At 65.6% G+C, this 20085-nt stretch carries 16 protein-coding genes; 11 read left to right on the top strand and 5 right to left on the bottom strand.

Annotated features, from left to right (window positions below):
• Positions 1-271 precede the first annotated feature (271 nt).
• The 10 genes from CLU87_RS17585 (at position 272) to CLU87_RS17540 (ending at position 11713) form a co-directional block, all read left to right on the top strand.
• Entirely contained in the window at positions 272-1021 is a 750-nt protein-coding gene (locus CLU87_RS17585) for a TetR/AcrR family transcriptional regulator (RefSeq protein ID WP_099731275.1), read from the top strand.
• A 28-nt stretch (positions 1022-1049) separates the two neighbouring features.
• Complete coding sequence (locus CLU87_RS17580; protein ID WP_099731274.1) at positions 1050-1979, top strand: SDR family oxidoreductase; 930 nt, start codon at positions 1050-1052, stop codon at positions 1977-1979.
• Entirely contained in the window at positions 1976-3589 is a 1614-nt protein-coding gene (locus CLU87_RS17575; RefSeq protein WP_099731273.1) for an acyl-CoA carboxylase subunit beta, read from the top strand. Before CLU87_RS17580 ends, CLU87_RS17575 begins: the two co-directional genes overlap by 4 nt.
• Before the next feature lie 23 nt (positions 3590-3612).
• On the top strand, positions 3613-4743 hold the full coding sequence (locus tag CLU87_RS17570) for a DNA alkylation repair protein (protein WP_099731272.1): 1131 nt from the start codon (positions 3613-3615) through the stop codon (positions 4741-4743).
• 53 nt (positions 4744-4796) lie between these two features.
• Entirely contained in the window at positions 4797-5966 is a 1170-nt protein-coding gene (locus tag CLU87_RS17565) for an acyl-CoA dehydrogenase family protein (RefSeq protein WP_099731271.1), read from the top strand.
• Between the two features lie 171 nt (positions 5967-6137).
• Positions 6138-6941: an enoyl-CoA hydratase/isomerase family protein gene (locus CLU87_RS17560; RefSeq protein ID WP_099731270.1), complete on the top strand. Its 804-nt coding sequence runs from the start codon at positions 6138-6140 to the stop codon at positions 6939-6941.
• On the top strand, positions 6938-8872 hold the full coding sequence (locus tag CLU87_RS17555) for a biotin carboxylase N-terminal domain-containing protein (RefSeq protein ID WP_099731269.1): 1935 nt from the start codon (positions 6938-6940) through the stop codon (positions 8870-8872). The genes CLU87_RS17560 and CLU87_RS17555 overlap by 4 nt, the downstream gene beginning before the upstream one ends.
• Positions 8869-10041, top strand: a complete 1173-nt coding sequence (locus CLU87_RS17550; RefSeq protein ID WP_099731268.1) for an acyl-CoA dehydrogenase family protein — start codon at positions 8869-8871, stop codon at positions 10039-10041. Before CLU87_RS17555 ends, CLU87_RS17550 begins: the two co-directional genes overlap by 4 nt.
• 14 nt (positions 10042-10055) lie before the next feature.
• Entirely contained in the window at positions 10056-10964 is a 909-nt protein-coding gene (locus tag CLU87_RS17545; protein ID WP_056059994.1) for a 3-keto-5-aminohexanoate cleavage protein, read from the top strand.
• Between the two features lie 263 nt (positions 10965-11227).
• Complete coding sequence (locus CLU87_RS17540) at positions 11228-11713, top strand: hypothetical protein (RefSeq protein WP_143227288.1); 486 nt, start codon at positions 11228-11230, stop codon at positions 11711-11713.
• 14 nt (positions 11714-11727) lie between these two features.
• On the opposite strand, the gene CLU87_RS17535 is transcribed toward CLU87_RS17540, so the two are convergent.
• On the bottom strand, positions 11728-13899 hold the full coding sequence (locus CLU87_RS17535) for a 3-hydroxyacyl-CoA dehydrogenase NAD-binding domain-containing protein (protein ID WP_099731266.1): 2172 nt from the start codon (positions 13897-13899) through the stop codon (positions 11728-11730).
• A 23-nt stretch (positions 13900-13922) separates the two neighbouring features.
• The gene (locus CLU87_RS17530; RefSeq protein ID WP_099731265.1) at positions 13923-15128 is read right to left on the bottom strand and encodes an acetyl-CoA C-acetyltransferase; all 1206 of its coding nucleotides are present in this window, start codon (positions 15126-15128) and stop codon (positions 13923-13925) included.
• 145 nt (positions 15129-15273) lie between these two features.
• On the opposite strand from CLU87_RS17530, the gene CLU87_RS17525 reads away from it, so the two are divergent.
• A complete protein-coding gene (locus CLU87_RS17525; protein WP_225581100.1) occupies positions 15274-15576 on the top strand; it encodes a hypothetical protein in 303 nt (100 codons plus the stop codon).
• A gap of 72 nt (positions 15577-15648) precedes the next feature.
• On the opposite strand, the gene CLU87_RS17520 is transcribed toward CLU87_RS17525, so the two are convergent.
• The 3 genes from CLU87_RS17520 to CLU87_RS17510 form a co-directional block, all read right to left on the bottom strand.
• Positions 15649-16812, bottom strand: coding sequence for an acyl-CoA dehydrogenase family protein (locus CLU87_RS17520; protein ID WP_099731264.1), 1164 nt, complete (start codon positions 16810-16812; stop codon positions 15649-15651).
• Positions 16813-16939: 127 nt separating this feature from the next.
• Complete coding sequence (locus tag CLU87_RS17515; RefSeq protein ID WP_056059375.1) at positions 16940-18106, bottom strand: ABC transporter substrate-binding protein; 1167 nt, start codon at positions 18104-18106, stop codon at positions 16940-16942.
• A 119-nt stretch (positions 18107-18225) separates the two neighbouring features.
• The gene (locus CLU87_RS17510) at positions 18226-20082 is read right to left on the bottom strand and encodes a long-chain fatty acid--CoA ligase (protein WP_099731263.1); all 1857 of its coding nucleotides are present in this window, start codon (positions 20080-20082) and stop codon (positions 18226-18228) included.
• Positions 20083-20085 lie beyond the last annotated feature (3 nt).

Below are 20085 nucleotides of genomic sequence, written 5' to 3'. Positions count from 1 at the left end.
GCGAAGCGCAGGGGACGCAGACAGTGGGGTCGCCTTTCTTTTGGGTACTTTTCTTTGGCGAAGCAAAGAAAAGTACCTCGCACGCCGGGCGACTCCCGGCTCCCGCACTCCACACGGGCATGCCATCCGCTTCCAAATAGATAGCAAATCAAGCGATAGATAACAGCGCTTCAAATCAAATAACACCCGATGGCAATCATGATGAGGCAAGCCATCTATTTTTACAAAGCACTTGCTTGCTAAAAATAAACAGTTTTGCTATCGTGCCTGCATGGAATCACCCGTGCCGCGCACCCGCGCCATCGCCCCCACTCTCAAGAAGCCCCCGGCCCGCCCCCGCAGCAAGGCCGTAGCGCCCCTCAACGCCAACACGGCAACCACAACACAATCCCCCACCGAAGAAACCACCCGCCGCCCCCGTGGCCGCCCGCGCAAAACCGCCGAGGAACTCGACGACGGCAACCGCCGCCGCAAGCTCATGGACGGCGCGGCCAAGCTCTTTCGCACCCAGGGCTTTGCCGCCACCAGCACGCGCGACATTGCTGCGGCGGCAGGCATGCACAGTGGCTCGCCCTTCTATCACTTCGAAAGCAAAAGCGCGCTGCTCTACGCCGTGATGAGCGAGGGCATGACCATGGCCACACAAAGCCAGCAGCAGGCACTCAATGCACTGCCCGCCACGGCCACACCGCGCGAGCAGCTGCACACGCTCATTCGCCACCATTTCGAGATCCTGCTCGGCCCGCGCAGCAGCTTCATCCCGGTGATGCTGTACGAGTGGCGTTCGCTCACGCCTGCGCAGCGCAAGGGCATTGCCCGCATCAAGGACAGCTACGAGGCCACTTGGATGCCCGTGCTGGAAGCGCTGGCAAAGCAGGGTGCGCTGCAGGCCGAGCCCGGTGTGGCGCGGCTGTTCATCTTTGGGGCGCTCAACTGGGCGGTGCAATGGTTCTCGCCCAAGAAGGGCAAGTCGCTCGACGCGCTCACCGACGAGGCGCTGGCCTTGTTTATCCGTTCATAACAAACAACCCCACCAAGGCAGAGTCACCATGGCCCCCACCGCGCGCAACGCCTACCAGTCTGTGTTTGCTCCGGGCCTGTTCCAGGGCCAAGTGGTGGTGGTCACCGGCGGCGGCTCCGGCATTGGCCGGTGCACGGCACACGAGCTGGCGCAACTGGGCGCGCATGTGGTGCTGGTGGGGCGCAAGCCAGAAAAGCTGCTGGCCGTGGCCGAAGAGATCACCGCCGATGGCGGCCGTGTGTCCTGCGAGGTGTGCGACATCCGCTCCGAAGAAGGCGTGGTCGCGCTGGTGCAACAGATCCTTGCTGCGCAAGGCCACATCGATGCGCTGGTCAACAACGCGGGCGGGCAGTTCATGTCGCCGCTCGAATCCATCAGCGCCAAGGGCTGGGAGGCCGTGCTGCACACCAACCTCACCGGCGGCTTTTTGATGGCGCGAGAGTGCTACCGGCAGTGGATGACGCAGCACGGCGGCTCCATCGTCAACATCGTGGCCGACATGTGGGGCTCCATGCCGGGCATGGGGCACAGTGGCGCTGCCCGTGCGGGCATGGTCAGCTTCACCGAAACCGCTGCGCTGGAATGGGCACACAGCGGTGTGCGCGTGAACGCCGTGGCGCCGGGTTACATCGCCTCCAGCGGCATGGACAACTACCCGCCCGAGGCGGCAGACATGCTGCGTGCCATGCCGCGCACAGTGCCGCTCGGGCGCTTTGGCAACGAGGCCGAGGTGTCGGCGGCCATCACCTTTTTGCTCAGCCCGGCAGCCAGCTTCATCAGCGGCACCACGTTGCGGGTGGACGGCGCACGGCCCCAGGTGCGCATGGGCTGGCCGCAGCGCCCGCCTGGTGCCACCGCCGCTGCACACCCGGCCGTGCGGCCATTTGACGGCTTTCACCGCGCGCAGGTGCCGCAGGTGTTTGCACCTTCCCACACCCCCAAGACCGAGGCCGCATGACCGCCGTCTTCACTTCCCGATTCAACCCAGGCAGTGCCGAGGCCACGCAGCGCCGCGCGGCGCTGCAGGCCCGCCTTCATGCTCTGCGCGCGTTGGAAGAGCGTGCCGCCGCCGCCTCGGCCCGCTCGCTGCCCCAGTTTGAAAAACGCGGCCAGCTGCTGCCGCGCCAGCGCGTGGCGCTGCTGCTGGATGCCGGTGCGCCCTGGCTGCCGCTGTGCACCCTGGCGGGCTACCTGCAGGACGTGAAAGACCCCGATAAGTCCGTGCCCGGTGGTGGCATGGTCGCGGGCATTGGCTTTGTCTCGGGCGTGCGCTGCATGGTGGTGGCCAGTGACTCGGGCATCGAGGCGGGCGCCATTCAGCCCATGGGCCTTGAAAAAATCCTGCGCGTGCAGGAGATCGCGCTGCAAAACCGCTTGCCGTTCATCCACCTGGTGGAGAGCGCAGGCGCCAACCTGATGCGCTACCGGGTGGAGGGCTTCGTGCACGGCGGCACGCTGTTCCGCAACCTCGCGCGGCTGTCGGCGGCGGGCATTCCGGTGATCACCGTGCAGCACGGCTCGGGCACTGCGGGCGGCGCCTACATGCCCGGCCTGTCGGACGTGGTCATCATGGTGCAGGGCCGCTCGCGCGCCTTTCTGGCCGGGCCGCCGCTGCTCATGGCTGCGACGGGCGAGATTGCGACGGAAGAGGAACTGGGCGGTGCCGAGATGCATACCGCCGTCTCGGGTCTGGGTGAATACCTGGCGCAGGACGACCGTGAGGCCATCGGCCTGGCGCGCGATGTGGTGGCGCAGCTGGGGTGGGGCGTAGCGCCGCGACCCAGCGCACCCGGGCCCACCTTGCCCGCCGACGACCTGCTGGCCCTGATGTCCGCCGACCTGCGCCAACCCGTGGACATGCGCGAGGTCATCGCGCGGCTGGTGGATGGCTCCGAACTGCTCGAATTCAAAGCACGCTACGGCGTGGCCACCGTGTGCGCGCAGGGCCACATCCAGGGCCATGCCGTCGGCTTCATCAGCAACAACGGGCCCATCGACGTGGCAGGCGCCAACAAGGCCACGCACTTCATCCAGTGGATGTGCCAGCTGGGCCACCCCATCATCTACCTGCAGAACACCACGGGCTATATGGTCGGCAAGGAAAGCGAGCAGGGCGGCATGATCAAGCACGGCAGCAAGATGATCCAGGCGGTGACCAACGCCACCGTGCCGCAGATCACCATCCAGTGCGGCGCCAGCTTTGGAGCGGGCAACTACGGCATGTGCGGGCGCGGCTATGCGCCGCGCTTCCTGTTCAGCTGGCCGGGGGCCAAGACAGCGGTGATGGGCGGCGAGCAGGCCGCGCGCACCATGCAGATCGTGACCGAGGCGGCGCTGGCGCGCAAAGGCATCACGCCCGACCCGGCCGAATCGCAAGCCCAGTTCGACAAGATCGTCGCCATGTTCGAGGCCCAGGCCGATGCGTTCTACACCAGCGGTCTGCTGCTGGACGATGGCGTGATCGACCCGCGCGACACGCGGGCCGTGCTGGCGTTTTGCCTGGATACCTGCGCCGAGGCGCAGGCGCGCACGCTGCGGCCCCTGAGCTTTGGCGTGGCGCGGATGTAGGCGCTTCGCACGCAATCTCCACGATGGCCGAGCCTCTCAAACACCTGCTGAATGACACCGTGCCCCCGCGCATCGCGGCCATGGTGCGGCGCGCGTGGCGCAAGTTCGATACCACCGCGTTTCTGCAGCAGGTAGAGCCCGGCTACGAATCGCTGGAGCTGATGGCACGCGGCCAGCGCATTGCGCAGGCCCTGCAGACACACCTGCCGCAAGACGTGTCGCGTGCGCTGGGTGTGCTGGTCGACTCGATGGACCCACCCATGGGCCTCGATGCGGTGGGCGAGCCCGACGCGGGTGACCGCCCCTACAGCGCCTTTTTGTACCTGCCGCACAGCATCTACATCGGCACACACGGCCTGCCGCATTTCGAGGCGGCCATGGCCGCGCAGCACGCACTCACCCAGCGCTTTACGGCCGAGTTCTGCATACGCCCCTACCTGCTGCACCACCAGGGCGCCACGCTAGCGCGGCTGCGCGACTGGGCGCAAGATGGCAACGCCCATGTGCGCCGCCTGGTGAGCGAAGGCACGCGGCCCCGCCTGCCCTGGGCGCCGCGCCTGCCCGCATTCCAGAACAACCCGCAACTGGCCCTGCCGTTGCTCGATGCGCTCAAGGACGACCCATCGTCGTACGTGCGTCGCTCCGTGGCCAACCACCTGGGCGACATCGCCAAGGACCACCCCGACCTGGCCGTGGGCACCGCGCGCACCTGGCTGTTGGGCGCACCCGCCCCGCGTGAAGCCCTGGTGCGCCACGGCCTGCGTTTTCTCATCAAACTCGGCGACGCCGCTGCGCTCGATGCCCTGGGCGTGGGCCATGCCGTGGCGCTGGACGTGCAGGCCGCACGCGTGCTGCCCGCCCGCGCACGCATTGGCGACAAGGTGCGCATCGAGGTCGAACTGCACAACCCCACGCTCCAGCCCCAGCGCGTGCTGGCGGACCTGAAGGTGCACTACGTCAAGGCCCACGGCGGCGCGGCGCCCAAGGTGTTCAAGCTGCAGACGCTGGACATACCGCCCGGCGCCACCGTGGCCGTGGGCAAGACGCTGTCGCTGCAGCAGATGACCACACGCACCCACTACCCCGGCGCGCACCAGGTGGAGCTGGTGCTCAACGGGCGGCCCCAGCCGCTGGGGCAATTTCAGCTTTCGTGATCGAGGTTTGCAGGCACACAAACGTACAAACGCAACAGCAGGAGACAAGCACCATGCAGTTCACACACGAGCACCGCGAGATCCAGAAAACCCTCAAGCGTTTCATCGACGAAGAGATCAATCCCCATGTGGACGAGTGGGAGGCCGCAGAGATCTTCCCCGCGCACGAGGTCTTCAAGAAGATGGGCAACCTGGGCCTGCTGGGCCTGTGCAAGCCCGAGGAATACGGCGGCCAGGGGCTGGACTATTCGTACAGCCTCGCCATGGCCGAGGCACTGGGCCACATCCACTGCGGCGGCGTGCCCATGGCCATCGGCGTGCAAACCGACATGTGCACCCCGGCGCTGGCGCGCTACGGTAGCGAAGAACTCAAGCGCAACTTTCTGGCCCCTGCGATTGCGGGCGACATGGTGGGCTGCATCGGTGTGAGCGAGCCTGCGGCGGGCAGCGATGTGTCGGGCATCAAGAGCGTGGCGCGCAAGGATGGCGACGACTACGTGATCACCGGCCAGAAGATGTGGATCACCAACAGCCTGCAGGCCGACTGGATGTGCATGCTGGTGAACACGGGCGAAGGGCCTGTGCACAAGAACAAAAGCCTGGTGATGGTGCCCATGCGGGATGGCCCGGGCGGCAAACTCACCAAGGGCATCGAGGTAGCGCAAAAGATCCGCAAGATCGGCATGCACAGCAGCGACACCGGGCTGATCTACTTTGACGAGGTGCGCGTGCCGCAGCGCTACCGCATCGGTGCGGAAGGGCAGGGCTTCATCTACCAGATGCAGCAGTTCCAGGAAGAGCGCCTGTGGTGTGCCGCCAGCACGCTCGAATCGCTGAACCACTGCATCCAGTGGACTATCGACTACGCGCAGGAGCGCAAGTTGTTTGGCAGCACTCTGGCCGACCAGCAGTGGGTGCAGTTCAAGCTGGCCGAACTCAAGACCGAGGTGGAAGCCCTGCGCGCACTCACTTACCGCGCCTGCGACCTGTACGTGAACGGACAGGACGTGCTGGAGCTGGCCAGCATGGCCAAGCTCAAGGCTGGCCGTCTGAACCGCGAGGTGCCCGACACCTGCCTGCAGTTCTGGGGCGGCATGGGCTACACGCTGGAAAACAAGGTCTCGCGCATGTACCGCGACGGGCGGCTGGCGTCCATCGGCGGCGGTGCGGACGAGGTGATGCTGGGCATCCTCGCCAAGCTCATGGGCATCGCGAAGAGATGAGCAACACCCCCCTGAGCGACTTCGTCGCTTCCCCCCGCTCTCGCATTGCTGCGCAATGCGGACAGGGGGACGCAGCCCTCGCTGCGGGGCGGCCCTTGCTCGGCTGCACTGGCACTGGGCCGCGCCAGTTTCGTATGTCGTGCGTAGCGCGCAGCACGGTGGAGACCTGACATGCCTTTACAGATAACCCGCGCGCCGCTGGCTAGCGGCAGCGTGGAAACCTGGACGCTCAATGACCCCGCCAGCCGCAATGCGCTGTCAGAAGCCATGGTGGACGCCCTGCTGGCCGCGTGCGAGCGGGCTGCGACCGATGCCGATCTGCGCGGCGTGGTGCTGCGGGGTGCCGGTGGGCACTTTTGCGCGGGTGGCAGCCTGGGCGGCTTTGCCAAGACCATTGGCCAGCCCCTGGCTGCCGGCGAAGCCGACCCGCTGGTTCCACTGAACCGCCGCTTTGGCGCGCTGCTGCAGGCCTTGTGCGCGCTGCCCCAGTGGCTCATTGTGGCGGTCGAAGGTGCTGCGATGGGCGGCGGCTTTGGCCTGGTGTGCTGCGCAGACCAGGTGTTGGCCCATACCAGCGCGCAGTTCGCCACGCCCGAGGTCACGCTGGGCATCGTGCCTGCGCAGATCGCGCCCTTTGTGGTGCGGCGCCTTGGCCCGTCTGCTGCGCGGCGGTGTTTGCTGACAGGCGAGCGCTGGGATGCCGCTGCCGCCCAGCGCTTGGGCCTGGTCGATGACGTGGTGGAGGGCGACATGGATGCTGCTGTACGGGCTGCCATCGCACGCCACGCCGCCGCCGCACCCCAAGCTGTAGCCGCCACCAAACGTTTGTTGCTGGCCCAAGCCGAAACGCCGTTGCCCGCACTGCTGGACGAAGCGGCAATTGCTTTTTCGCAGGCGCTGCGTGGCCCCGAGGCTCCGCAGGGGCTGGCGGCGTTTGCTGCGCGCAAGGCGCCGCCCTGGAGTGCGAAGCTATGAAAAAGATCCTTATCGCCAATCGCGGCGAGATCGCCCGCCGCATCATCCACACCGCCCACCGCATGGGCATCGAAACGGTGGCGGTCTATTCCGACGCCGATGCCAACGCCCTGCACGTGCGCGAAGCCACCCAGGCCGTTGCGCTGGGCGGCGCCGCCAGCGCCGACACCTACCTGCGCACCGACAAGCTGCTGGCCGCAGCCAGAGCCGCCGGCGCAGATGCCGTGCACCCTGGCTATGGCTTCCTCAGCGAGAACGCTGACTTCGCCCAGGCCGTGGTCGATGCGGGCCTGACCTGGATCGGCCCCTCGCCAGCCGCCATCCGCGCATTGGGAAGCAAGTCGGGGGCCAAGGCCCTGGCCCATGCGCACGGCGTGCCCTGCCTGCCCGGCTATGCGGGCGACGACCAGAGCGACGAACGCTTTGCCGCCGAGGCAGCCCGCATCGGCACGCCCCTCATGGTCAAGGCCGTGGCGGGTGGGGGGGGGCGTGGCATGCGCCTCGTCACCGAACTGGCGCAGTTGCCCGCAGCACTGGCCAGCGCCCGGTCGGAGGCGCTGGCGGGTTTTGGCTGTGGCGACTTGCTGATCGAACGTGCGCTGTTGCAGCCGCGCCATGTGGAGGTGCAGATCTTTGCCGACGCCCACGGCGCGTGCATCCACCTGGGCGAGCGCGATTGCTCGGTGCAGCGCCGCCACCAGAAGATCATTGAAGAGTCCCCCAGCCCCGCCGTGGACGCAGCGCTGCGCGAACGCATGGGTGCCTGCGCTGTGGCGCTGGCGCAGGCCGCTGGCTATGTGGGCGCGGGCACGGTGGAATTCCTTTTGGACGGGGCTGAATTCTTCTTGATGGAGATGAACACCCGCCTGCAGGTGGAGCATCCGGTGACCGAGGCGCTTACCGGGCTGGACCTGGTGGAATGGCAGATCCGCGTGGCGCGGGGCGAGCCGCTGCCCCTTGCGCAATCACAGGTGGTCTTGCAAGGCCACGCCATTGAAGTGCGCCTGTGTGCCGAAGACGCGCATTTCCGCCCCCACACCGGCAGCGTGCTGCAGTTCAGCGCGCCACAGGCCACCGCGTTTGAACGGGCTGCGCCGGGCGCGCTGCGCTTTGACCATGCGCTGGAGGAGGGGGCAGAGGTCACGCCTCACTACGACGCCATGTTGGGCAAGCTCATCGTGCACGCGCCCACGCGGGTCGAGGCCATCGCCGCGCTGGTCCGCGCGTTGCAGGGCACCCGCGTGCTGGGCCTGCCCACCAACCGCGCGTTTCTGGTGGCCTGCCTGCAGCACCCCGTGTTTGCCAGCGGCCAGGCGCTGGTGCCGTTCCTGGCGGAGCATGCCCAGGAGCTGCAGCGGTTGCTATCAAATAATGAGCTATCAGTGCATATTCCTTGGGCGCTATCGGCCATTTTTGCTTCAAATACGCTGTCGGACCTGCCTTGTGCCATGGCCCGGCCCCTGCGGCTGCGCCACCAGGGCGAGGTGCACTCCATTGCCGTGCGCGAGCTGGGCGGTGGGCGGCTGCTGGTGGAACAGGCGGGGGCGGAGCCTGTGACTTTGCAACTGCCCCAGCGCGGTGTGCACTGCGTGGCGGTGGGCCCCCGACGCTGGCACTGTCAAACCAGCGGCGTGGACGGCTGGGTGGAACACGCATCGTGGGAACCCGCTGCGCGCGCGGGTGCGGCGGGCGGTGCGACGGAGCTGCGCGCCCCCTTCAACGGCAAGGTGGTCGCGCTGCCCGTGGCCGCAGGCCAGGCGCTGGCGGCGGGCGACACCGTGGTGGTCATCGAATCCATGAAGCTCGAACACAGCCTGGCCAGCCCCGCAGCCGCCACGGTGGCCGAGCTGCTGGTGGCCCTCGGCCAGCAGGTGTCGCCCGGCCAGGTGTTGGCCCGCTTTGCACCCGCCACGCAAGGAGCGCCCGTATGACCGCCACGTCCGATGCAAGTTCTGTGAGCGACGAAGACCGTACCGCCCTCACCGACACCGTCACCCGCTTTGCCCGTACCGAGATCGCGCCGCATGTGGACGCGTGGGACGCCGCCGGTGAGTTCCCCCGCAGCCTGTACCGCCGCGCAGCCGACCTGGGCCTGCTGGGTCTGGGCTACCCCGAGCCGTACGGCGGCACGCCCGCCAGCTACCTGCTTCGCCTGCCGCTGTGGCGCGCGCTCAGCCGCCACGGCGCCAGCGGCGGCGTTCTGGCCAGCCTGCTGTCGCACAACATCGGCCTGCCGCCGGTTCTGGCCCATGGCAGCGATGCTGTGCGTGCTGAGGTCATCCCGCCCGTGCTGGCAGGCGAGCAGATCGCCGCACTGGCGATCACCGAACCTGGGGGTGGGTCCGACGTGGCCCAGCTCAAGACCACCGCGCGGCGTGAGGGCGATGAGTACATCGTCAACGGCGAAAAGGTGTTCATCACCTCTGGCATGCGCGCGGACTGGATCACGGTGGCTGTGCGCACTGGCGACGCTGGCAGCAAGGGCAGCGGCGGCATATCGATGCTGCTCATCCCTGGCCACAGCCCAGGCCTGTCGCGCAGCAAGCTCGACAAGATGGGCTGGCTCTGCTCCGACACCGCCCACCTGCGCTTTGACAACGTGCGCGTGCCTGCGCGCTACCTGCTGGGCGAAGAAGGCGCGGGCTTTCGCATCATCATGGCCAACTTCAACGGTGAGCGTTTTGGCCTGGCCGTGTCGGCCCTGGGCTTTGCCGAGGCCTGCTACGACGAGGCCCTGGCCTGGGCCCGCCAGCGCAAGACCTTTGGCGCCGCGCTGGTGGAGCACCAAGTCATCCGCCACAAGCTGGTGGACATGCAGATGCGCATCCAGTCCACCGCTGCGTGGTGCGAGTCCGTGGCCGCGCAGGCCGACGCTGGCCGCACCGGTCCCGAGTGGGTAGCGCAGGTGTGCCTGCTCAAGAACCACGCCACCCAAACCATGCAGTTCTGTGCCGACCAGGCCGTGCAGATACTGGGTGGAATGGGCTTCATGCGCGGCACCGTCAGCGAGCGCATCTACCGCGAGGTCAAGGTCATGATGATCGGCGGCGGTGCGGAAGAAATCATGAAAGACCTGGCTGCCAAGCAGCTCGGCATTTGAAGGAGACAGCCACCATGCACAGCACCGACCACGGCAACAAAGCCATCATCACCTGCGCCATCACCGGCGTGCTGACGGACCCCGGCCAGCACCACGTGCCCGTCACGCCCGAGCAACTGGCCCAGGAAGCCCGCCGTGCCTACGACGCCGGCGCCGCCGTGGTTCACGTGCACTTTCGCAACCAGGAGCCCGGCAAAGGCCACCTGCCCAGCTGGGACCCGCAGGTGGCCCGCGACTGCGTGCAAGCCATGCGCGAGGCCTGCCCGGATTTGATCATCAACCAGACCACCGGCGTGGTCGGCCCCAATTACCAAGGCCCGCTCGACTGCCTGCGCGCCACCCGCCCCGAGATGGCCGCGTGCAACGCGGGCTCGCTCAACTACCTGAAGGTGCGCAGCAACGGCACCTGGGCCTGGCCGCCCATGCTGTTCGACAACCAGCCCGCCAAGGTCAAGGACTTCATCGACGTGATGCTGGAGACCGGTACGTTGCCCGAGTTTGAGTGCTTCGACGTAGGCATCGTGCGCTGCGTGGAGATGTATGTGCAGACCGGCATGTACACCGAGCGACTGCCCGAATACAACTTTGTGATGGGCGTCGAATCCGGCATGCCCGCCGACCCGGACCTGCTGCCCATCCTGCTCAAGCTGAAAATCAAGGATGCCCCCTGGCAGGCCACCGTCATCGGCCGCAGCGAGATCTGGCCCGTGCACCAGCGCGTGGCCGAGCTTGGCGGGCACCTGCGCACGGGGCTGGAGGACACGTTCTATCTGCCGGATGGGACGAAGGCGGAGTCGAACGGGCCGCTGATTGAGAAGCTGGCGGAGTACGCGCGCAATGCGGGGCGGGAGGTGGCTTCGCCGCAGGAGGCGCGGGGGATGTTGGGGTTGAAGGCGACGGTTGGGTCCGCCACGATGGTCTGATGTGCTCAGGTGGGAACTTCAGCGTTCCCCTGCGGCGTCGTTATCCTCGCAAATTGATCGCCGAGCGATCAGTTTGCAAGGACGATACAGAACCCATACGGTTTGGAGTCTCGGCGGTGTGGCGCTGGTGGCAGTGCGCCTATCGCCCTCAATGGGTAGGAAAGATTAACGGAGTGGAACAGTCCCGATCAGCGTTGAAAGCATTCGCGTCGTTGGCGTATCGTGGTCCGGTCGCGGTACTGAGAGAGCTCCGGCAAATCGAAATGCAAATCGTCGATGCAGACCTGTCTCCACAGGTCCGCAACCTGCGAACCAATGACCTCAAGCACATACGCGAGTTTCGCCAAGCTGCACTTTTTTGCTATGGCATGTCATTGCGTATCGGGCACCAGGTCTTGTTTTCTCCCGTGGAGTCAAGCGACTATGACTTCGTTGCCACGTGGGAGATCGCTGATGTTCGGCACTTTGCGCCGGTTCAGCTCAAAGAGCTGGTGCCTGATCATTTGAACGCAAGCGCCACAGTCCAGGCGTTGGTCAATGGACTGAGCAAATACTCTGGTGACGATTTGGTGGTGGCTGTCTTTCTCAATAGAGACGGACGCTTCTCGCTGGAAGATCTGATGCTGCCAGCTCTGCGCATTGCAGAGCTGTGGTTTGTGTTCTCCACGACACCGAGCCAGCAAATATGGCAGCTGGTCGGGGATGCGCTGGGTGTGCCAGAAGCGAGCTCCTTTTGCTATCCGGTTTGACTGAACCATGACAGTCAATAGGTCGGCTGAAAAGCTCGAATGGCATCTCGGGCTTTCGCTTCCAGAACAAACCCTGCCCCGTACCCCGCCGCCAGTTCATCAACACGCTGAAGGAACGCCTCCACCCCAGTCCCATAAATGAACTGCATCGCCCCCCCCGTCCAAGCCGGAAACCCAATCCCAAAAATCGACCCGATGTTCGCGTCATGCACGCTGGTCAGCACGCCCTCGGCCAGGCAGCGCGCGGTCTCGATGGCCTGGCGGTAGAGCAGCCGGTCCTGGATTTCCTGCACGCTCCATTCCACACCGGGCTTTTTGAACAGGGGCTTCAGCTCCGGCCACAGGTGCTTCTTGGTGCCAGTGGGGTAGTCGTAGAAGCCGCCGCCACCGGCGCGGCCGGGGCGCTTCAGTTCTTTGACCATGCGCTCTACCAGCAGCTCGCCGGGTGTGGCGGTGTAGGTCTTGCCTTCGGCGGCGTAGTCGGCGCGGGTCTGGTCCAGCACATGCACGCTCAGGGTCAGCGCGGTTTCGTCCAGCACGGCCAGCGGGCCCACGGGCAGGCCGGCCTGCATGGCGGCGTTTTCAATGGCGGCGGCGGGGATGCCTTCGCCCAGCATGGCGGCGCCTTCCATCGCAAAGGTGCCGAAGGTGCGGCTGGTGTAAAAGCCGCGTGAGTCGTTGACCACGATGGGCACCTTGCCCAGGGCCTGCACGTAGTCAAACGCACGGGCCACGGTCTCGTCATCGGTCTGCTTGCCTCGAATGATCTCCACCAGCTTCATCTTGTCCACGGGGCTGAAAAAGTGGATGCCGACAAACTTCTCGGGCTGGCTGCTGGCGGTGGCCAGACCGCTGATGGGCAGGGTGGAGGTGTTGCTGGCAAAGAAGCCGCCGGGTGCGAGTTGCGGCTCGGCCTCTTGCGTGACTTTGGCCTTGAGGTCGCGGCTTTCGAACACGGCTTCGATGATGAGGTCGCAGCCCGCCAGGTCGGCCGCGCTGGCGGTGGGCGTGATGCGCGAGAGCAGCGCCTGCTGTGCCTGGGCAGTCATGCGGCCCTTGTCCACGCGGGCCTGGGTGAGCTTGGCGCTGTAGGCCTTGCCAGCCTCGGCCTTCTCGGTGCTCACGTCTTTCAGCACGGTGGCGATGCCCCGGCTGGCCTGCGCATAGGCAATGCCCGCGCCCATCATGCCGGCGCCCAGGATGCCGACCTTTTGCGGCCTGTAGCGGGGCGTAGTGCCCGGGCGCGACTTGCCGCTCTTGATCGCGTTCATGTCGAAGAAGAACGTGTTGATCATGTTGCGCGCCACGGGACCGGTCATCAGGCGGGCGAGGTAGCGGCTTTCAATGCGCAGGGCGGTGTCGTAGTCCACCATGGCGCCTTCAACCATGGCGGCCAGTGCAGCCTCGGGCGCTGGGTAGCGGCCGCGCGTGGTCTTCTTGAGCATGGCGGGCGCGACGGTGAGGGCGCCTGCAATCTTGGGGTTGGCGGGCGTGCCGCCGGGCATCTTGTAGTGCTGGTCGTCCCACGGCTGCACGGCGTGCGGGTGGGTGGCGATGTGGGCCAGGGCGGCGGGCAGCAGCTGCTCGCGCGTGGCGACCAGTTCGTGCACCAGTTGCAGCTCCAGCGCCTCGGCGGGGTTGAAGAGCTTGCCCTCCAGGATGTAGGGCTGCGCACCCATCAGGCCGAGCAGGCGGGTCATCTTGGTCACGCCGGTGGCGCCAGGCATCAGGCCCAGCGTCACCTCGGGCAGGCCGAACTGGATCTTGGGGTCGGCCACGGCGATGCGATAGTGGGCGACCAGGGCCACCTCCCACCCGCCGCCCAGCGCTGCGCCGTTGAGGCAGGCCACCACGGGGATGCCCAGAGTTTCGAGCGTGCGAAAGTGCTTCTTCATGCGCTCGATCTCGCCAAACGCGCTGGGCGCATCGGCGGGCGTGAGGCGCATGGTGGCCTTGAGGTCGGCGCCTGCAAAGAAGCTGGTCTTGGCCGATGCCAGCACGATGCCTTTGAGCGCGGCGCCCAGGCGTTCGCGGTCGCCCAGCACCTGGGCCGTGACCTCGCCCAGCTCTTGCTGCCACTGGCGGCACATGGTGTTGACGGGGGAGTTGGTTTCGTCAAACGTGATGACGGCGACCTGGCCTTCGGTGCCCTGGGCGGGGATGAGTTCGTAGCGGATGGTTTGCATGTTGTTGTCTCCTTCCCAGTCAATCAGATTCGCTCGACGATGGTGGCAATGCCCATGCCGCCGCCCACGCACAGCGTGGCCAGGCCGTAGCGCTGGCCCCGGCGGTGCAGTTCGTCAATCAGGGTGCCGAGGATCATGGCGCCGGTAGCGCCCAGCGGGTGGCCCATGGCAATGGCGCCGCCGTTCACGTTGACCTTGTCGTGCGGTACGCCCAGCTCGCGCATGAAGCGCATGGGCACGGCGGCAAACGCTTCGTTGACTTCGAAGAGGTCGATCTGGTCGATGGTCATGCCCGCACGGGCCAGCGCCTTTTTGGCAGCGGGCACGGGGCCGGTGAGCATGATGGTGGGGTCGGCGCCGCTGAGCGCCGTTGCCACGATGCGCGCGCGGGGCGTGAGGCCGTGGGCCTTGGCGGCGGCCTCGTTGCCGATGAGCACGGCGGCTGCGCCGTCCACAATGCCCGACGAGTTGCCCGCGTGATGAACGTGGTGGATACGCTCCACCTGCGGGTAGCGCTGCAGCGCCACGGCATCAAAGCCCATGCCACCCAGTTGCTCGAACGATGCCTTGAGCGCGCCCAGGCCCTCCAGCGTGGTCTTGGGCTTGATGAATTCGTCTTCCGCCAGGATGGTCTGGCCGATGAAGTCGCGCACGGGCACGACCGAATTCTTGAAGTAGCCCGCTGCGCGCGCGGCGGTGGCGCGGCGCTGCGACTCGAGGGCGAAGGCGTCCACGTCGGCACGGGTGTAGCCGTCCAACGTGGCGATCAGGTCGGCGCCGATGCCTTGGGGCACGAACAGCGTGGCGGAGTTGGTGGCGGGGTCTTGAGCCCAGGCGCCGCCGTCGGAGCCGATGGGCACGCGGCTCATGCTCTCCACGCCACCGGCCACCACCAGGTCTTCCCAGCCGCTGCGCACCTTCTGCGCGGCCAGATTCACGGCTTCCAGGCCCGAGGCGCAGAAACGGTTGACCTGCACACCCGCACAGCGAAAGTCCCACCCGGCCTTGAGCGCCGCGACCTTGGGCAGCACCGAACCCTGTTCGCCCACGGGCGAGACGATGCCCATGACCACGTCGTCCACCGCCGCCGTGTCGAAGCGGTGGCGCGCTTGCAGCTCCGTCAGCAGGCCTGCCAGCAGGTCGATAGGCTTGACCTCGTGCAGGGTGCCGTCCTTCTTGCCCTTGCCGCGCGGGGTGCGCAGCGCATCGAATACATAGGCTTCGGTCATGAATGGTCTCCGGTGGTTTCTCTAAACTTCAAGCAGTGCGGCGGTAAAGCAGCTGGGCTGGCTCACGCCACTACAAGGTGCTTTCTGACGCGGGTGCAGTGGTTTTTGCACTATCTTTCGGCGTTTGCTATCTACATTTCTGGCTATGGAACGAAATACATCCCCTGCATTGCAGCGCATCGCTCGCAGCGCCATCGAATACGACGACACGCGCGAAGGATTTGCGCTGGAGCACCATGTCGTGCTGGCTGCATCCAGTGCGCTGGCGGTGGCGGCCTTCATGGCGCCCAGCCGCAGCTCGGCGGCCATACGCGGCATTGGCGCAGGCTTGCTGCTGATGCGTGCGCTGAGTGGCAGCCAGGGTGTGCGCTCCTGGCTGAATGTCACCGACCGCCGCCCTGGTGCGCCGCTGAGCCCCGAGGAAGCGCGCGCCGCCTGGTATCTGTAGCGGCATTCGGCGCCCACTTGTGCGTTGTGAAGGGCGTCGGGCGCTGCGTTATTCACGGCGCGGTGCATTCCGTTATTTGCCCAGGCCCATGGCCCGCGCAATCACTTCTTTCATGATCTCGTTGGTGCCGCCATAAATGCGCTGCACGCGTGCATCGGCGTAGGCGCGCGTGATGGGGTATTCCCACATGTAGCCGTAGCCGCCAAACAGCTGCACGCATTCGTCCATCACCTTGCATTGCAGGTCGGTCGTCCAGTACTTGGCCATGCTGGCGGTTTCTGTGTCGAGCTGGTCGCGCACGATCAGCTCACAGCACTTATCCACGAACACGCGGGCCACCTGCACCTGCGTTTGCAGCTCGGCCAGGGTGTGGCGGGTGTTTTGAAATGACGCCACGCTCTGGCCAAAGACCTTGCGCTGCTTGACGTAGTCCAGCGTCCAGTCAATGGCGGCCTGGGCGGCGGCCACGGCGGTGATGGCGATCTGCAGGCGCTCCCAGGGCAACTGCTCCATCAGGCAGATGAAGCCGCGCCCTTCCATGGCGGGTCCGCCCAGCAGGTTGTCCACCGGCACCTGCACGTCGTTGAAGAACAGCTCGGACGTGTCCTGCGCCTTCATGCCCATCTTCTTGAGGCGCTGGCCTTTTTCAAAGCCGGGCATGCCGCGCTCCACCAGCAAAAGGCTGGTGCCCTTGGCGCCCGCAGCCGGGTCGGTCTTGGCGACCACAATCACCAGGTCGGCATGCCAGCCGTTGGTGATGAAGGTTTTGCTGCCGTTCAGCACGTAGTGCGACCCGTCCGCACTTTTGATGGCCGTGGTCTTGATGCCTTGCAGGTCGCTGCCCGCAGCCGGCTCGCTCATGGCGATGGCACCCACCACGGCGCCGATTGCCATCTGCGGCAGGTACTTCTGTTTCTGGGCTTCAGTGCCGTAGTGCAGGATGTACGGCGCCACGATCTCGCTGTGCAGACCAAAGCCGATACCCGTGGTGCCGGCGCGCGCCAGCTCTTCCATCTGCGCCACCGAATAGAGCTTGTCGGCCCCGGCGCCTCCGTATTCCTCGGGCAGGCTCATGCACAGAAAACCGTTGGCGCCCGCCTGGCTCCACACCTCGCGCGCCACATAGCCCTGGTCTTCCCAGGCGGCGTGGTGGGGCGTCACTTCCTTGTCGATGAAGCGGCGAAAGCTGTCGGCAAAGGCCTGGTGGTCGGGCTGGAAGAGGGTGCGTTCGATCATGGTGGGGCAACCAGGTTATTTATGCAAAGTTACTGCTTGGTTAAATTCTGCCACCGACTGAGCCCGGATGCACCCCCTGAAACGCAAAAGCCGCCCGAAGGCGGCTTGAAGGAGGCGGGTCAGGCGCTCATGGCTTGACGTAGTCGGAGACCACCTTCCACTTGCCATCGGTGATCTGCGACAGGCGAGAAAGATCGCTGCCCAGGCGCTTTTGTGGGCCAAAGGTGCCCTCGGCGCTGCCGAACATGTCGGGCGGAATCACCATGGTGTCCATGGCCTTGATGAAGCTGTCGGTGCTCAGGTTGGGGCCCGCCTTCTGGGCCGCCTTGATGAAGGCATCGATGGCGTTGTAGCCGTAGACCGAGAACACGGTGGGGTCTTCGTTGAACTTGGTCTTGTACTTGTTGGCCCAGAAGCGGATGGGCTGGCTGGCTTCATCCAGGTAGGGGTGTTGCACCGTCATGGTGGCGTACAGCCCGTCCATGGGCTTGCCGCCCAGCTTGTGGATGAGGTCGGTGTAGGCGGCGCTGGAGCCCAGGAAGGTGGGGTTGAAGCCCGTCTTGCGCGCCTCGCCGATCGTGCCGATGGTCTCGCGGATGATGGTGCCCAGGATCACGAAGTCGCATTCGGACGACTTCATCTTGGCGACCTGTGAAGAGAAGTCGGTGGCGCCGCGCTTGTACGAGGTCTTCTCGGTGAAGTCCATGCCCATGGACTTGAGTGCCGCTTCGCCCCCGCGCATCACCTCCAGGCCAAATTCATCGTCCTGGTAGATGGTGCAGATCTTCTTGGCGCCCTTTTCCTTGATGAGCTTGGGGGCTGCAAGGCGGATCTGGTCGTAGTAAGTGGCGGCAAACGAATACTTGAGCTTGTGGAAGGGCTCGTACATTTCCCGCGCGGCCGTCACCGGGAAGAAGTTGATCACGTTCTTGCTGAACTGCACCGGCATGGCGGCCAGGTTTTGCGCCGTGCCGATGTGCGCCACCATCATGAAGATCTTGTCCTGGTTCACGAGCTTTTGCGCGGCCAGCACGGCTTTCTTGGGGTCGTAGCCCGAGTCCTCCACCTTCAGGTCCAGCTTGCGGCCATTGACGCCGCCTTGCTCGTTGGCCTCGTCCACGCGCAGCATCATGCCCAGCCGCACCTGCTTGCCAAAGCCCGCCAGCGGGCCGGACAGATCCTGGATGGAACCCAGCGTGATGGTGTCCTTGCTCACGCCCTGGCTGGGCTGCGCCTGTGCAGCACCTCCGGCCATGGCCACGATGGCCAGCGCGGCAATGTGATGAAACTTCATGGCACGTCTCCTTTGGTTGGATCGAACTCGGTTGCTCGTTATAGAACGATGCCCGGGGTGGGGCACCAGCACTTTCCCTATCCTGATGGGCGTAGCCTGTGGTTGCGTGACGTGCGCACCTACCGGTACATCGCCTCAATCTGGGGGGCGTACTTCTGCTGCACCAGCTTGCGCTTGAGCTTCATGGTGGGTGTCAGCTCTTCATCCTCGGCCGTGAGCTGGGTGTCGAGCAGGAAGAACTTCTTGATCTGCTCCACGCGGGCGAACTTGGCGTTCACGCGGTCGATTTCGCCCTGGATCAGCTCCTGCACCTCGCGCGTGCGGGTCAGGCTGGCGTAGTTGGAGAACGGCACGTCGTTGTCCTGAGCGTACTTCTCCACGTTCTCCTGGTCGATCATGATGATCACCGTGAGGTAGGGCAGCTTGTCGCCAATCACCACCGCATCGGTGATGTAAGGGCTGAACTTGAGTTCGTTCTCCAGCTCGCTGGGGGTGATGTTCTTGCCGCCCGCTGTGATGATGATGTCCTTCATGCGGTCGGTGATGCGCAGGTAGCCATCAGCGTCGATCAGGCCCACATCGCCCGTGTGCAGCCAGCCTTCGGGGTCGATTGTTTCGGCCGTTTTCTCGGGCTGGTTGAGGTAGCCCTTGAACACATTGGGGCCACGCACCAGGATTTCGCTTGTGGCGGGGTCGATGCGCACCTCGTTGTAGCTGGCTGCGGGGCCGATGGAGCCGGGTTTGATGCGGCTGGCCGGCACACCGGTGGAGGCGCCGCAGGTCTCGGTCATGCCCCACACCTCGAGCATGGGCACGCCCAGCGCCAGGTACCACTTCACCAGATCGGGCGAAATGGGCGCTGCGCCTGTGACCAGAAAGCGCGCACGGTGGATGCCGATGAGCTTGCGCACATTGTTGAGTGCCAGAAAGCGCGCCAGCATGAACTGCGCCTTCAGCAAACCGCCCACCGGCTGTCCGGCTAGCACCAAGTCAGCGATGCGGGTGCCCACGCCAATCGACCAGGCATAGGCCGCCTGCTGCATGCGCGTGGATTCCTTGAGCGCGATCATCACGCCCGAATAGAACTTCTCCCACACCCGGGGTACGGCGGTGAACACCGTGGGGGCGATCTCGCGCACGTTCTCGGGTACGGTGTCGGGGTTCTCGACAAAGTTCAGGCGCGCGCCGGTGTAGAGCGAGAAGTATTCACCCCCCATGCGCTCGGCGATGTGGCACAGCGGCAGAAAACACATGGTCTCGTCGGCCTCACTGCGCGAGATCAGCGTGTTGTAGCCGCGCACGGTGTAGGTGAGCGCGGCGTGCGTGTGCATGGCACCCTTGGGCTTGCCGGTGGTGCCCGAGGTGTAGACCAGGATGGCCAAGTCTTCGGGTCGGCAGGCCTTGACGCGCTGCATCAGCGCGTCGGGGTGTTGTGTATTCCAGGCGCGGCCCAGCTCGCGCAGGTCCGCAAGGCTCAGCACATCGGGGTCGTTCAGGCTGCGCAGGCCTTCCATGTCGAACACCACCACCTTGCGCAGCAGGGGCAGGCTGCTGCGCACTTCCAGGGCCTTGTCGAGCTGTTCATCGTCTTCCACAAACAGCACGGTGGTGCGAGAGTCTTCGCTCAGGTAGTGCACCTGCGCCGCAGCGTCAGTGGGGTAGATGCCGTTGGCCACGCCGCCGCAGCTCAGCACGGCCAGATCGGCCAGCACCCATTCGATGTTGGTGTTGGACAGGATGGATGCGCATTCGCCAGGCGCAAACCCCAGCGACATCAGGCCGCCCGCAATCTCCCGCACGGCTTCCGCCGTCTGGTCCCAGGTCCAGCTCTTCCAGATGCCCAGCTCCTTCTGGCGCATCCACACGCGCGGGCCGCGCTCGGCCACGGCGTTCCAGAACATGGCGGCGATGGTGTCGCCCGCGAGCACGTCGGTGCCTGCGGGCTGGATGTGATCGAGGTCCCAGAGGTTAGACATTTG

The organism is Acidovorax sp. 59 (genome assembly GCF_002754175.1).
Classification (GTDB): domain Bacteria; phylum Pseudomonadota; class Gammaproteobacteria; order Burkholderiales; family Burkholderiaceae_C; genus Acidovorax; species Acidovorax delafieldii.
The sequence above is the reverse complement of the archived record's forward strand: the minus strand, read 5'-3'. Positions and strand labels throughout refer to the sequence as shown.

Coding starts and splice junctions, on each gene's coding strand:
- CLU87_RS17540 (WP_143227288.1), top strand. CDS start 11,228: ATGCAAATCGTCGATGCAGACCTGTCTCCACAGGTCCGCAACCTGCGA.
- CLU87_RS17575 (WP_099731273.1), top strand. CDS start 1,976: ATGACCGCCGTCTTCACTTCCCGATTCAACCCAGGCAGTGCCGAGGCC.
- CLU87_RS17515 (WP_056059375.1), bottom strand. CDS start 18,106: ATGAAGTTTCATCACATTGCCGCGCTGGCCATCGTGGCCATGGCCGGA.
- CLU87_RS17550 (WP_099731268.1), top strand. CDS start 8,869: ATGACCGCCACGTCCGATGCAAGTTCTGTGAGCGACGAAGACCGTACC.
- CLU87_RS17570 (WP_099731272.1), top strand. CDS start 3,613: ATGGCCGAGCCTCTCAAACACCTGCTGAATGACACCGTGCCCCCGCGC.
- CLU87_RS17555 (WP_099731269.1), top strand. CDS start 6,938: ATGAAAAAGATCCTTATCGCCAATCGCGGCGAGATCGCCCGCCGCATC.
- CLU87_RS17525 (WP_225581100.1), top strand. CDS start 15,274: ATGGAACGAAATACATCCCCTGCATTGCAGCGCATCGCTCGCAGCGCC.
- CLU87_RS17580 (WP_099731274.1), top strand. CDS start 1,050: ATGGCCCCCACCGCGCGCAACGCCTACCAGTCTGTGTTTGCTCCGGGC.
- CLU87_RS17585 (WP_099731275.1), top strand. CDS start 272: ATGGAATCACCCGTGCCGCGCACCCGCGCCATCGCCCCCACTCTCAAG.
- CLU87_RS17560 (WP_099731270.1), top strand. CDS start 6,138: ATGCCTTTACAGATAACCCGCGCGCCGCTGGCTAGCGGCAGCGTGGAA.
- CLU87_RS17510 (WP_099731263.1), bottom strand. CDS start 20,082: ATGTCTAACCTCTGGGACCTCGATCACATCCAGCCCGCAGGCACCGAC.
- CLU87_RS17535 (WP_099731266.1), bottom strand. CDS start 13,899: ATGCAAACCATCCGCTACGAACTCATCCCCGCCCAGGGCACCGAAGGC.
- CLU87_RS17545 (WP_056059994.1), top strand. CDS start 10,056: ATGCACAGCACCGACCACGGCAACAAAGCCATCATCACCTGCGCCATC.
- CLU87_RS17565 (WP_099731271.1), top strand. CDS start 4,797: ATGCAGTTCACACACGAGCACCGCGAGATCCAGAAAACCCTCAAGCGT.
- CLU87_RS17530 (WP_099731265.1), bottom strand. CDS start 15,128: ATGACCGAAGCCTATGTATTCGATGCGCTGCGCACCCCGCGCGGCAAG.
- CLU87_RS17520 (WP_099731264.1), bottom strand. CDS start 16,812: ATGATCGAACGCACCCTCTTCCAGCCCGACCACCAGGCCTTTGCCGAC.